This window comes from Hadarchaeum sp. (SeqCode), from assembly GCF_049969415.1.
Classification (GTDB): Archaea; Hadarchaeota; Hadarchaeia; order Hadarchaeales; family Hadarchaeaceae; genus Hadarchaeum.
Map to the genome: position 1 here is coordinate 1 of NZ_JBMFOX010000006.1, position 13,080 is coordinate 13,080.

Annotated in this window: 13 protein-coding genes and 1 tRNA gene; 8 read left to right on the plus strand and 6 right to left on the minus strand. The window is 55.8% G+C overall.

Going from position 1 to position 13,080, the window contains the following annotated elements:
* Positions 1–60 precede the first annotated feature (60 nt).
* Positions 61–489 carry a transposase gene (locus ACP5PX_RS02510; protein ID WP_428083649.1) on the plus strand — a complete coding sequence of 143 codons (429 nt, stop codon included), beginning with the start codon at positions 61–63 and terminating at the stop codon, positions 487–489.
* A 102-nt stretch (positions 490–591) separates the two neighbouring features.
* On the opposite strand, the gene ACP5PX_RS02515 is transcribed toward ACP5PX_RS02510, so the two are convergent.
* Complete coding sequence (locus tag ACP5PX_RS02515; RefSeq protein ID WP_428083651.1) at positions 592–1,776, minus strand: FprA family A-type flavoprotein; 1,185 nt, start codon at positions 1,774–1,776, stop codon at positions 592–594.
* Between the two features lie 104 nt (positions 1,777–1,880).
* Between ACP5PX_RS02515 and ACP5PX_RS02520 the strand changes: the two genes are divergently transcribed.
* The 4 genes from ACP5PX_RS02520 to ACP5PX_RS02535 all read left to right on the plus strand — a co-directional run bounded on the left by ACP5PX_RS02520 (position 1,881) and on the right by ACP5PX_RS02535 (position 3,141).
* Positions 1,881–2,117, plus strand: coding sequence for a hypothetical protein (locus ACP5PX_RS02520; protein WP_428083653.1), 237 nt, complete (start codon positions 1,881–1,883; stop codon positions 2,115–2,117).
* A 34-nt stretch (positions 2,118–2,151) separates the two neighbouring features.
* Positions 2,152–2,223: transfer RNA gene (locus ACP5PX_RS02525), tRNA-Val, on the plus strand.
* Positions 2,224–2,230: 7 nt separating this feature from the next.
* Positions 2,231–2,596 (plus strand): hypothetical protein, encoded by a 366-nt coding sequence (locus ACP5PX_RS02530; protein WP_428083655.1) that lies wholly within the window; start codon positions 2,231–2,233, stop codon positions 2,594–2,596.
* A gap of 11 nt (positions 2,597–2,607) precedes the next feature.
* Positions 2,608–3,141 carry an archaemetzincin family Zn-dependent metalloprotease gene (locus ACP5PX_RS02535; protein ID WP_428083657.1) on the plus strand — a complete coding sequence of 178 codons (534 nt, stop codon included), beginning with the start codon at positions 2,608–2,610 and terminating at the stop codon, positions 3,139–3,141.
* A gap of 11 nt (positions 3,142–3,152) precedes the next feature.
* On the opposite strand, the gene ACP5PX_RS02540 is transcribed toward ACP5PX_RS02535, so the two are convergent.
* Positions 3,153–3,947: an SAM hydrolase/SAM-dependent halogenase family protein gene (locus ACP5PX_RS02540; protein WP_428083659.1), complete on the minus strand. Its 795-nt coding sequence runs from the start codon at positions 3,945–3,947 to the stop codon at positions 3,153–3,155.
* A 52-nt stretch (positions 3,948–3,999) separates the two neighbouring features.
* On the opposite strand from ACP5PX_RS02540, the gene ACP5PX_RS02545 reads away from it, so the two are divergent.
* Positions 4,000–4,503 (plus strand): AAA family ATPase, encoded by a 504-nt coding sequence (locus tag ACP5PX_RS02545; protein WP_428083661.1) that lies wholly within the window; start codon positions 4,000–4,002, stop codon positions 4,501–4,503.
* Between the two features lie 59 nt (positions 4,504–4,562).
* On the plus strand, positions 4,563–5,504 hold the full coding sequence (locus ACP5PX_RS02550; RefSeq protein ID WP_428083663.1) for a DUF2877 domain-containing protein: 942 nt from the start codon (positions 4,563–4,565) through the stop codon (positions 5,502–5,504).
* A gap of 34 nt (positions 5,505–5,538) precedes the next feature.
* Here ACP5PX_RS02550 and cofE read toward each other — a convergent pair whose 3' ends face one another.
* From cofE to ACP5PX_RS02570, 4 genes are read right to left on the minus strand one after another with little or no spacing between them, the layout of a single operon-like run.
* Complete coding sequence (cofE, locus tag ACP5PX_RS02555) at positions 5,539–6,285, minus strand: coenzyme F420-0:L-glutamate ligase (protein WP_428083665.1); 747 nt, start codon at positions 6,283–6,285, stop codon at positions 5,539–5,541.
* 4 nt (positions 6,286–6,289) lie between these two features.
* Positions 6,290–7,174, minus strand: a complete 885-nt coding sequence (locus ACP5PX_RS02560; protein ID WP_428083667.1) for a dihydropteroate synthase — start codon at positions 7,172–7,174, stop codon at positions 6,290–6,292.
* Positions 7,175–7,227: 53 nt separating this feature from the next.
* Entirely contained in the window at positions 7,228–9,141 is a 1,914-nt protein-coding gene (locus ACP5PX_RS02565; RefSeq protein WP_428083669.1) for a phosphoenolpyruvate carboxykinase (GTP), read from the minus strand.
* 30 nt (positions 9,142–9,171) lie between these two features.
* Positions 9,172–10,776 carry a tRNA uridine(34) 5-carboxymethylaminomethyl modification radical SAM/GNAT enzyme Elp3 gene (locus ACP5PX_RS02570; RefSeq protein WP_428083672.1) on the minus strand — a complete coding sequence of 535 codons (1,605 nt, stop codon included), beginning with the start codon at positions 10,774–10,776 and terminating at the stop codon, positions 9,172–9,174.
* A 55-nt stretch (positions 10,777–10,831) separates the two neighbouring features.
* On the opposite strand from ACP5PX_RS02570, the gene ACP5PX_RS02575 reads away from it, so the two are divergent.
* A complete protein-coding gene (locus tag ACP5PX_RS02575; protein ID WP_428083674.1) occupies positions 10,832–13,027 on the plus strand; it encodes an ATP-dependent DNA helicase in 2,196 nt (731 codons plus the stop codon).
* Positions 13,028–13,080 lie beyond the last annotated feature (53 nt).

Consider the following 13,080-nt stretch of genomic DNA (forward strand, 5'->3'; position numbering starts at 1 on the left):
AGCCGCCAAAACACCGGTCTCAGGACAATTTTAAAAATTTAATGTAACAATGCAGTTTCCGTGGATCGGCTCGGATTGCCTCGAAAAGCCGTTGTAACGCCCGGAAACAGGTACGATTCGCCTTTTCTGCCGGAATTGATTCGAGGACTCAGACCAAAGGACGTCATCGGCGATGCGGCGCACGATGCCGAGAGCAACCGAAAGGCCTGCAGTGAAATCGGGGCGAAACCGCACATCGCCACGAACCCACGAAGGAGTGGCAAGCGCCGCTACACGCCGCCGCTTTGCAAGCGCAAGCGCTACATTGTCGAACAGTTAAACTCGCGGTTCAAGGAGATGCTCGGCGAATGTTGGCTCAGGTTCAAGGGACTGGCGAAGAAAACGACGAGCGTGTACTCCGCGCTGCTCGCGATGAACGCCCTTGCTATACAGGCGCTGTTGACAAACAGGCCAGAACTGCTACGGAAGGTCGGAGTCTACAGGTACTGACGGTGAGATTCCGCACGCGCAGATGTCGGCAACGCCGCATATCACTCTCTCAGATCGAGGAGGCATAGTGCAGCGCGGTCGACCGGCACCTGCGCGAAATTTCTACAGCTTTTTGGAAAATTCCCTCCCGAACTCAAAGCACCTCTGAAGCTCCTCTTTGCTCGGGACCCAGTTCACCGCCAGGCCAGGCATCACGATCTCCAGCCCCGCCTTGGTTAGCGCCTCCTCAATTTGCTTCACCGCGCCGCCGCCCCAGCCGTAGGAGCCGAAGGCCGCGGCCAACTTGCCCCGGGGCTTCAGGCCCACCAGGTCCTCGAGGAAAGGCGCCAGCGTCGGAATGATGCCGTTGTTGATCGTGCCCGAGCCCACCAGCAGCCCGCGAGCGTCAAGAAGCTCCTTAACGATGTCGCTGCGGTCGGAGTACGGCAGCCGGAACAGCATCACCTCGACGCCCTCGCTCCTCAGCCCCTCAACCATCGCCTTGGCCATCTTCTCGGTGCTGCCCCACATCGTGTCGTAGACGACCAGCACCTTCCGCTTGGCCTCGCCCTTGGCCCAGCTAAGGTAGGCGTTGATGATCTTCATCGGGTCCCTCCTCCAGATGACCCCATGGCTGGGCGCGATCATGCTGATCTTCAGCCCGAGCTTCTGGATCTCCTCAATTTTCCGCAACACTAGGGTGCTGAAGGGCCAGAGGATGTTGGCGTAGTACTTCGCCGCCTCCGCCATCAGCACCGCCTCGTCCACCTCGTCGTCGAAGCGGCCGGAGGAGGCAAGGTGCTGGCCGAAGGCGTCGTTGGGCAGCAGCAGCGCGTCCTGCTCGATGTAGGTGAACATGCTGTCGGGCCAGTGCAGCATCGGCGCCTCGAGAAACTTTAGCGTCCTTCTGCCGAGGTTTAGTTCATCCCCAGTCTTAACCACTTGGAAATCCCAGCCGCCGAAGTAGTGCTTCTCCAGCCCCGCTTTGCACCTGGCCGTCCCGACGACCTTGGCCTTGGGAGCCTGCTTCAGGACCTCGGCGATCGCGCCCGAGTGGTCGGTCTCCACGTGGTTGGCGATGACATAGTCTATTTTGGACGGATCAACGATTTCTCTAATTTTTTCCATCATCTCCCCGGTGAACGGTCCGTAAACGCTGTCCACCAGGGCAATCTTCTCGTCAACTATCAGGTAGGCGTTGTAGGTTGTGCCGCGGTGGGTGGTGTAGGTAAAACCGTGAAAGTTCCTGATGTTCCAGTCCACCGCGCCTACCCAGTGGATGTCCTCCAAAACCTTTATCGGCGGCATGCGAACCAGCTTCTTAAATTAACTGTCGGTAAAGTAATAAATGCCTTTGGTCTGAGCACCGCTAATGGTTAATGGGTCTCGACACAAGTGGACCCGGTGGTGTGATGACCGGACCGGCAGAGAGCAAGATAGAGATTCCGGCCAAGGTGTACATCCACAAGCGCGACCCGTTGACGCGTTCGAAGATTCCCCACATCGACATCGAGTCTCCGATCTTGAATCAGATCATAAAACCGAACGAATCGACTTACGCCAGCGGCAAGGAGGGCGGAGTTTTCATCGGTTTGAAGCGGGAAATGCTGGCGCGGCTGGAACATCTGCTTGGGGAGCTGGAAAAGTAAAAAGGGATTAATAGCGCGAGGAAAGATTTAGCTTGGGCCCGTGGTCCAGTGGTCAAGACACTACCCTCACACGGTAGATACCGGGGTTCGAATCCCCGCGGGCCCACTCTAAAATGCGAGTTCTGCAGCTTCGTTATGGCCAGCGTTCGGCGGGTCCCGGCAAAGGAGTGCGAAAAAGCATGAGACATTTTCCCCTTTGGTGGATTATTCACACCGAAGAGGAGAGGGAAAGGCTTAGGAGAAGCATTTCCAAGCATGGCATAAAAAAGCCAGTCAAAATCACCAGGATAGGCGGTGTTATTCTTGATGGCAATCTGCGCTATGAAATCGCCCGTGAGCTTGGAATTGAAGTACCGTTCACTTACGCTAGCTTCGGCGATTGGTTTTCCCTCGCCATGTTAAACACAAAGCGTCTGTTCCGGGTTCTCTGCAATAAAATGAAAAAAATCGATAAAGGTTTGAGTTGCCAGCGCCAATGATTTCTGAGATTATGAAAATTGAAATTATCGCCGTTGGGAATATGCCTCCTCTAATCCTTCAGCGGCTTCCCGCGGCGCTGATTAAAACTTTCAAGCCCTTGGTCGAAAAATGTGTGTTATTTTCTATAGAAAGCCTCCCGCCCAACGCCTATGACGCGCAGCGACAGCAGTATCGAGCTGAAACCGTTCTCCACTATTTGCTCTTAAGGGCGAACAAGGACAGCGTCATCCTCGGGATTGTTAACGTGGACATCTATGTTCCGGAACTTAATTTCGTTTTTGGCCTATCTCAGCTTCTGGGCCGTGGGGCTCTGGTGTCAATATATCGCCTGAACCCGGCTTTCTACGGACAGGCCCCGGATCCGGAGTTGTTTTGGATTCGAGCGAAGAAGGAGGCGGTTCATGAGCTGGGCCATGTCTTTGGACTCGACCACTGTAACAATCCAAGGTGCGTCATGAGTTTTTCCAACAGCATTCTAGAGGTCGACAGAAAATCTTCCGAATTCTGTAACAGGTGCCGCGTGAGGTTATTCCGATGTTTGTAAGAGCAGGCTTTTCAGGCTTTCTTCAATCTAATCTTGATATGTGGTCTGGCTCCGATATCCGCGGCCAAATTTCCCAAGTTTTTCGCGATTTCAAGCAGACCGGCGCTACCAACATAACAGAGAATCTCGCCGGGCTCAACCTCTCCAAAGGTTTTGACAAGCTTAGCGGACAGAACTCTGCCGCACATCTCGATTTCTAAATTGTTACCAGTTTCCGCAAATTTTTCAATGAGTTTATGGTCGATGTTGGTCAGGATGTTTCCAAACCCGTCAACCGCCATCGCCTCCCCAACTATCTCCTTCCCCGCCAGTTTCGGCCTTGGGGGTGAGAGTTCCGTCAAGGCCGGGAGAACCGGACCTACCTCCGCGGCTTTGACCCCTAGGCTCAGATGGGCTGCAACAGGAGCAAAAACATCGCGTCCGTGAAAAGTGGCCGATATCTTTTCCCGCACAAGTTTTGGATTCTTCAGTTCCCTGATTTCTTTCACGCCGAATCGTTGCGCCACTAGGGTGAAAATTCCGTTGTCCGGTCCGACGAAGAGCAGCCCGTTCTTGGTGCGCAAAAGGATGCCCTTTCTCTTCGTCCCGACGCCGGGGTCGACCACGGCGACAAAGATGGTCCCGCTGGGGAAGGTTTCAGCCGCGTTGGCCAGAGTAAAGGCCGCTGTAAAGACATCAAACTTGGTAACTTCATGGGTGATGTCAACGATGACCACATCTGGATTTATTGAGAGAATCACCCCTTTAATCGCGCCGACGAAGTGGTCCTTCCCGCCTAAATCTGAGAGCAGAGCTATGATGGCCATGTTCCAACTTCACTGAGTTTTTGAGAAGTTAAATAATTTTGATGTTGAAGAAATGAAATTTAATCGAATGATTGTGATGTTCTGTGGGCCGCCCGGCTCAGGCAAGACGGAAATTGCCCGAAAGCTCGCGGAGCGGCTTAGCGGTTCCAAGATCATTTCAACTGCGAATTTCAAGAGGAGGGTATGCCGACATATGTTTTCTGAAGCAGAAAAACACGCTCGCTCGGTAAAATATCTCATCTTAGATGGAACCTTTTACCGGCAAGAATGGAGGGACGGCATCGAGGAGATTGCGAAGCGAAAAGGACAGGAGGTTATCACCGTTTATCTCAAGTGTTCTCTGGAAACCTGCCTGAGGAGAAACGAGGCCAGAAAGAACAGGATAGCTGAAAGGTCCGTCCGCATCGTCTATAGCCAGATGGAGGCCCCCGAGTCCCCCGACATCGTTATAGACACGGATATTTTGGGAGTCGAGGCCGCTGTGGATGTGGTCTTAAAATTCTTGGCCTCGAGGCCGTCTTTTTCACCAAGCGAGGTTGTCATCCACGGAAATTAAACCATCAAGATTAATCGAGATGCAGATTAAGTCATTTCAGCCCTGTAGCGGAAAAACAGGTGATTGTCCTGATTAAGAAGCGGCGGGTAAAGGCGACCGTTGCCGGCAGGTTTGCCTTTGACATCCTGAGCGCTCAGAGCGAAGGTAAAGTCCACAGTGTTTTTGAGAGGACCTTCAACATTTTGTTCGGCACGGCTCTGGTGGGCGTTGGGAGAAGCGATGTGGTCCTCAGCCCGATGGACCTGATAACTGACCTTTCGCCCGCAGAAAAAATTTCGGAATTGGGGATCAAAAAGGGCATGGGCGTCAGAGTGGCCAGCAGTCATATGACTATTGGCGATGTCCTTGACATCGACCTCGCCGGGGTTATGGTCTGGAGACCTCCAAACGGTATCGAAAATCCGGCAAGCCCGGCCCAGATCAAAAAGTCCCTGAGCGCGTTAAAAGAACGCGCCCGAGCTTGGTCGGGAACCGAGGGCTTAGGACAGTTGTTGTTTTATCTGGAAGAAATACTTCACATGAAGAGACCAGCCACGGCTGCGATTAACGTGGTTTCTCGGGCGGCGCTGCCCCACATTGTTGATTTGGTGAGAGCGACCAGACAAGAAAACATCGAAGGTGTCCAGGCCGCGGCCAAGGGCCTCATTGGTCTGGGACCGGGTCTGACACCATCAGCCGACGATTTGCTCATCGGATACCTTAGCGCTCTTCACTGGATTTCAAAATCGTTTGGTAAACAGGCCGGTCTTTTCCGAGAGATAAACAAGGCAATTATCTCCTCGGTGGAGAGCACCAATCTTCTCAGCGCCCAGATGCTGAAACTAGCCGCCCATGGCGAGGTCAATGAAGTTCTGGTGAAATTATATCAGGCTTTGCTATCTGGAGAACTTGACTTTGGTGACTTAATATCTAATTCAATGAACTTCGGCAGTACTTCAGGTGTGGACACAGTCGTCGGGATCATCCTAGGAGCAGCAGTCGCCCTTGAAGTGCTTGCTTAGATAAATCGGGGCCAAATCTTACCCAAACCGAATCTTATTTTCGGGCACCATAATAGAGGCACTCGCGAGGCGGAATCTTTGGGGACCAGCGAGGCCTATTAACCAGTTCGACCTCGGCCTCACGCACCACCGCGACCGGAACCCGTTCGCCGGCCTCCCCCATCACCAGCTGCGCGGCGCTGGCGAGCTGGTCGGCGATAGCCCGATAGGTTAGCTTCAGCGGTTTTCCGTAAAGATCAGGCTTGCCCCGGCAGTCGATGACGGGCTCGATCCCCGCCGTGGCGATCGCCTGGCCCGTCGTGCCCAGCCTCAGAGGATGAACAACGCTGTCCGAGATTACCACCCCCACCTTGGCACCCGACCCCGACGTCAGGGCGAGCCTGAGCCTCTCGGCGGTCTTTTCAGGATGCCGCGGGAGGAGAATCGCCTTGCCTGTGGGGGCGTTGGAAAGGTCAACGCCGGCATTGGCGCAGATGATTCCGTCCTTTATCGTCAGCAGGACGCCCCGATGAACCTTAAGCACCCGGTCCGCCTCGCGCAAAATCAGCTCGACCAGCTCCGGCGGTTGGCCGCTTTTCGCCGCGATTTTCTCTGCCTTCGGCGACGGCCTGATTTTCGACAGCTCCTTGATCCTCCCCTCGGCGACCGCTACCACCTTTGAGGAAACCACGACAATGTCACCGTCGCGTAGGCCACCAATCTGATCCGCCGCCTTCAGTATCATCGACGGAAGGTCATCACCCGGTTCCACCAGAGGCAGGCTCAGTCCGAAAACTTCCACAACCTCACCCCACCGCATCCCTAATAGCCTCCGCGACTCGGGCCGCATGCACAGTTTCCATTGGGTCGTGGGTCCGCAGCGCGTGCGCCCCGTTGAGGACGGCAATGGCGGCGGCGGCCAAGGATCCAAATAGCCTCGCTGCTGGATCGGGGAGATTTAGCACCTCACCGATTGATGACTTCCTCGAGATGCCGACACAGATGGGTCGTTCGGCTTTGATCTCCTTCAGTTTCGCCAAAATCCTGAAGTCGAGGGATGCAGCTAGACTGTAGCCGCGTTTACTTAATTTTTTTCTCGTCTTAGGCCCTAGTCGGCTGAGCCTTGCCGGCCACTGCCCAAACGCCGGATCCACGACGACTTTTTTCAGAGAGAGCCCCTGCCGGCGACAGATGTTCAGGCTTGATAGGAGCGCTTCTCTGATCTCGCTGATCGTGTAAACATCACCGGGAAACTTTCTGGCGGCCATGAGAATAGCCGAGCAACCTGTCTTTGAAATCACCTCGGCCATGCGTTCGTCGGCCTTGAGCCCGCTGACATCGTTTATTATCGAGGCCCCCGCTGCAGCTGCGGCCTCGGCCACGGCCGCCCGTTGGGTGTCGGCAGAAACCGGTACATCAACTTCGGCAGCTACGGCCTTAATGGCAGGAATTAGCATCCGTATTTCCTGTTTCTCCGAGACGGGCATCGACTTGGGCCCGGTGGCCATGGCCCCGATATCGATAATCTGGGCTCCTTCCTTCACCATCTCCCGCGCCCTTCTGATGATATCTTGGCGTCCTCTGACGACCGATCCGGGATAAAAGGAGCTGTCACTGAGATTGATCGCCCCGATAATTACCGTAGGTCGGCCGTCTCCGACCACAACTTTATCTAGCCTGGCCACGACCACGAGAGCACCGTAACCACTTTAATCCAAAGCAATAAAACGGTGCCTCAATGAGATCAGGTCACAATTTCAAAGTTCTCAGGTGAAACATACTCCCCGTACTTTTCCCGGGCTTGCAGCAACCTTTGCCGCTGGTTCTCTAGCTCCATGAAAACCTCCTGCGGCGTGTTCGGCACCTTGGCGGAATAAATTTTCAGAATTCGGTCTATCTTCGCCAGATGCTCGGGGATCCTCAGCTTGAACTGCTTCAGGTAGTCCTCCTTAGCGTAGTCAATGTCAAGCACCTGTCTGAAGAGTCGCTTGAGGTCATCGTAGATCGGGATGAGGCCGGTCGGTGTTTTCCTAGCTTTGACCTCGTCGTGGCAGCGGAGCTCCATCCACTTCAGCCACACTGCTTTGTAGAGCTTGCCGGTTAGGTAGTTGCCGCCCTCCTTGAGGAAATAGTTCACCGAAAAGATCTTGGGCGGTTTCTCTAGGCCCGCGCCGAACTTGAGATTGATCTCAATGTATTTTCCCAGCGGAATGGAAAGAAAGTCGAGGTTAGCCATTGGGTTGAACTCCCGCGTGCCCTCCTTCCCCAAAACCGCGGCTGTGGCTTCGGATTCCAGCGAGGCTCCTTTGGTCACGATCCCATGGACCCAGTTGAATGCCTCCTCCACCGGTACCCAGGTGTCCGAATCCCTCCCTCCATATATAATTCCTGAGACCTCAACTCCCTGGGGGTCGTCAATTCTGGGGTCGAGGTTCTCCAGCAGTTTCATGTTTAGGGTGAGCCTCGCGTTTTTGTGTGAGGGCGGAATCTCGTTGCCCTCGGCGTCCTTCTTTCCCAAGAACCATTCTCCGGAGTGGTTGATGCCCCGCTTGGGCACCTCCCCGTCATGGCCGATCCAGTAGACGCTGCCGTCCTCCAGCACCAAGACGTTGGAGAAAATGATTTCGCCCGGGCTGTGAAGCGTCTTCCAGAGGATCGGGTCGTCCTTGGAGTTGACTCCTTGGATAATGCCGAACATTCCGTGCTCGACGTTAACGGCCCGAACCCCGCCGTTCTTTATCTTCAGGTAGGCGATATCGTCCCCAACTATCTTTTCCCCCCGCATCATCGAGGTCGAGGTCTTGCCGCAGAGGGAGGGAAAGGCCCCGGTGAAATAGGTCAGCCTGCCACCGGGGCCGTGAACGCCCATGATAAACATATGCTCGGTCAACCAGCCCTCTTCCGAGGCCCGCTTGATCGCCAGCCGCATCGCAAGCTTCTTCAGCCCGATGGTATTACCGCCGTACTGCGTGTTAACGCTGTAGACCGTTTCGTCGCTGAGGTCGACGTAAATCCGGCGCTTGTCGATGTTCTTGCTCACCCCATTAACCAGCTCTCCCGCAGAATGAACAAATTTGAAGAACCTAGCCTTTCTCCCCAGCCTCCTGAACTCCGAGTAACCCTGACGGTAGAGCAGGTTCTCGCTGTGGGCCACGTAGGGGGAATCCGTCAGCTGAAGGCAGGGGATGGAGAAATCGGAATTGGTGGGACCGAGGCAGAAGAACAGAACGTAAAGCCGGTGCCCCCTCATGATATCCTTCAGCAGCTCGTGGATTTCCCTCAGGCCGGCTTCCCTCTCCAGCTGGCCGAGGCTCTCTCCGGCGGCCAGCGCTTCCAGCCCGATGTCGACTCCTTTGGGCACCAGCAGCCTCGTGTTTTTTCTGTCCCGGGCCTGATCATAATAGCCGTCAAAGTGGACGGTGTGCCCCTCGATTGCCAGTTTTCTTTCTTCCCCGTTTCTGATGGCTTCTTCTCGGATGAACTTTAAATCATCCTCCGTCCCCCTACTGACGAAGACATCGTCGGGGTTGCAATGTTCGATGTATTTGGCCACGAACTCGTGGAGGACGGCATTGTCTATTGCTAGCAATTTATCCAGATTTTCCTGGCTCAATCTCCTCCTGAGGATGTCTAGGTATGAGTCTGTTTCTAAATACATAGTATCGAAAGGAACTAAAGGTCGCTTCTTTTAAGGCTTATTGTGTTCAAACTTTTTGACCATGTAGGGCCCTTCCCTTTCATATCCCAGCCTCCGGTAGTACTCCCGCGTCCCGATCCCGGCCAGCACCAAGATCTTCCTAGCTCCAAAATTCTCGCGGGAAACCCTCTCCGCCTCCTGCAAAAGCCGTTCTCCCAAGCCCCGGTGCTGCCATTCGCTCGGGCTCGCTTTCCGCCCCACCCTGACCAGCGGTCCGTACACGTGGAGTTCCCGGACGATGGTGGCATCACCAAGCTCAGGCCGGTGGGCTCTTTCCGATGGTTCCCTCAGCCTCAGCAGACTGATTAACACGTCGTTTGCCGTGTCTTCGAAGGAGAGAAAGACCTCGGTGCCCGCCGAGGCACGATATTTCTCGACTATCAGCTGGATGTCTTCAGGGCGGGGCTCAATTCCCGTCCGGTAGCTGAAGTGCCCCACCTCACGACAGCGGATGCACCGGCAGGACCAACCCTGCTGTTTAATCCTTTGCTGGACCAAGGCCCTGAGGTCGCCGCGTTTGACACCCTCGACCACCAGATTGGCCGGTATATCCCGCTGGATCCGTTGAATCCTGACCCACTTCGGCGTCAGCTTCTTTACCTCAATGATGAGATCCACGAGTTGGTCGAACGAGTACGGCCGGTATTCTCCCCGGAGCCACATCTCATAAAGCTCGGTTTCAGGCATGACCAACGTGGGATAGATCTTCAGCGCGTCCGGCTTGAATTGCTCATCGTTGAAAATGGTCCGGAACATCTCTAAATCGCGCTCGTAGTTGGATCCGGGCAGGTTGGGCATCAGGTGATAGACGACGGCAAGACCAGAATCCCGGGCGATGCGCGTGGCCTCAACGACATCATCAACGGTGTGACCCCGCTTTATCAGGCGGTAGATATCCTCATAAACGGTTTGGACCCCTAGCTCCACGCGGGTGGCCCCCAGCTCGAGGAGAAAATCAACCTGTGGCTCCTTGCAGTAGTCCGGACGGGTTTCCAGCGCGATGTCGCTGACGCGAATGGCCGACCTCTCCGCCGCCATCTGGGCCTCCTGCAGGCTCTGGCTTTGTACCCCTGTGACGGCGTTCAGGCATTGGGTCATGAACCATTCCAGATATTCCCTAGGGTAACAGGTCAGGGTCCCGCCGAAAACGATCAGTTCCACCTTATCCACATCATGGCCGATGGCGCGCAGTTGTTCGATCCTGCTCCTGACTTGGGCGTAGGGATCGTAGTGATGCTGAAGCGCCCGGGCCGCGGCGGGCTCCTTGCCTGTGTAGGATTTGGGGGTGTTGCTCGCGGGGCCACCGGGGCAGTAGATGCAGGATTCCTCAGCCGGACAGGGATATGGTTTGGGCATGACCGTGATCACCGTGACACCTGAAATCGAGCGCACGGGCTTGAGCCGGAGTGTCGCGATGATTCTGGCCTTTTCCTCGGCGGTGGCCGCGGCGAGGAGCTCAGAATTTCGCGGCGGGCGAGAAAGTTTGAACTCGCGACAGATTTCGGTCTTGATTCGAGATAAATCGCTGCGATTGATTGGCCCAGCACCCAGTATTCTCCGGATTGCCTCGCGGCAGGCGGCGATGAAGGCATCCATCCAGTCATCCCCAAGATTAATCAGTATGGTGGCTAATCTTCTTGACGGTGCTGGCTTGAAGATCAGCGAGGTATGTGATAGGTACGGTCTTGACGCTCGGCTATCCCTGATACTGGAGCAATCTGGAATCTCCAGCCTCTACCCGCCGCAGCAGGAGGCGGTGGAGAAGGGAGCTCTCGACGGCAAAAACTTGGTAATGGCGATACCCACCGCTGCGGGGAAGACGCTGATCGCGGAGCTCTGCATGCTTAAGTCGGTGCTGGGGGGGAAGGGCAAGTGCCTCTACATCGTGCCCCTGCGCGCCCTCGCCAGCGAGAAGTACGAAGATTTCAAGGAGAAGTACGAGCCGCTGAGTGTCAAGGTCGGGATAAGTACCGGCGACTTCGATTATGTCGACCCCAGGCTGGCTAACTACGACATCCTCGTCGCCACCTCCGAGAAGGTGGACTCGCTGCTACGCCATCGTGCCAAGTGGCTGGCCGATGTAGTTGCAGTGGTGGTCCTAGACGAGGTTCATCTGATCGACGACCCTGGTCGCGGCCCTACCCTTGAGGTATTGACAGCCCGGCTCAGGCAGGTCAATCCCGCCGTCCAGATTCTGGCGCTTTCGGCGACGGTGAAAAACGCCGATGAGATAGCTGAGTGGCTGGGGGCCGAACTGGTCAAAAGCGAATGGCGACCGGTTCCGCTTCGGAAGGGAGTTTACTTTAACGGAAAGATATGGTTCGACGACGGAAGCAAGCTTAAGCTGGACGTAAAGATGGAAGACGACCTCACGGCGCTTGCGGCCAGCACGGTGAAGGAGGGGGGCCAAGCCTTGGTTTTTGTCAACACAAGACGTTCGGCACAGGCCGCGGCAGCGTTGATCTCAGAAAAAATATCCGATTCTTTGTCAGCAGAGGAGAAGAAGCGTCTAGAGGATGTAGCCCGAATAGCGGAGAGCGCGCTGGGCGAACCGTCCCGGGCCTGCCGGGAGCTGGCCGGCTGCATCCGCAAGGGCGTAGCTTTTCATCACGCTGGCCTTCACCATGTGCAGAGAAAGGCGGTCGAGGATGCCTTCAGGAAGAACCTGATCAAGGTGGTCTGTGCCACGCCCACATTGGCCATGGGCGTCAACCTGCCTTCTCGGAGGACCGTCATTCGGGACTACCGGAGATACGTGGAGCCGTATGGCCAAGTCTTCATTCCCGTGCTTGAGTTTTACCAGATGGCGGGCAGAGCCGGTAGGCCCCAGTATGACCGGCACGGGGAGGCGGTTTTGATCGCCAAGAGCAAAAATGAGGTTGAAGCCCTCTTTGAGAAGTTCATCCGGGCCGAGCCTGAGCGGATTACCTCCAAGCTGGCCTCGGAACCTGCGCTCAGAACCCACGTTCTTGCCTCAATTGCGGCGGGATATGTGAGCGACGAGGCCGCGCTGCTTGCCTTTATGTCGGGTACCTTTTTCGCCCATCAATACGGCGTGAGCGATGTCCAGCGGGTGGTGCAGCGCGTGCTTGACTTCCTCGACCGCGAGGGGATGATAAAGCAGGAGGAAAAGCTGCTCTTCGCGACCGAGTTCGGGAGGCGGGTCTCGATGCTCTACATCGACCCCCTCTCCGCCGTGGTTCTCCGCGATGGTCTCCGCGGGGCAGCCTCTAAGGAGCCAACGGAAATCGGACTGCTTCACCTGATCTGCCACACGCCGGACATGGAGCTGCTGTACCTCAGGCAGGGCGATTACGAGGAGCTGGAGGCCTTCTTCTTGGAACACGCGGACGAGCTGCTGACGGAGATACCCGATGGCAGAAGTGAACCGGAGAGGTTTGAGACTCTGCTGGCGGAACTGAAGACGGCCAGGATGCTCCAAGCTTGGATAAACGAAGTGAGGGAGGATGACATCCATGAGATGTTTGGCGTGGGGGCCGGGGACATTCGCCGGTCTGCCGACACCGCCAAGTGGCTGCTTTACTCAGCTCATGAGCTCTCCAGCCTTTTCCGGATCAAACCAGTGATGGCTCCGCTGAGAAAACTGGAGCAGCGGGTCAGGCACGGCATCCGGGAAGAACTTCTTGAGCTGGTGCAGCTGCGCGGAATTGGGAGGGTTCGGGGGAGAAGCCTGTTCCGGGCAGGCTATCGCAGGCTCTCGGACATCGAGATGGCGAGCGAGCAGGAGCTGTCGCGCGTCCCCTACATCGGCCCGGAAATTGCCCGCAGCATCAAGCGCCAGGTAGAACAGAAAATGGAACCGGAAGCCCCGCAACCGGAGATTTAACTCGATGCGCTTCGCGGGATGAAATTTCAAACAGAAAAACTATTAATCAACCC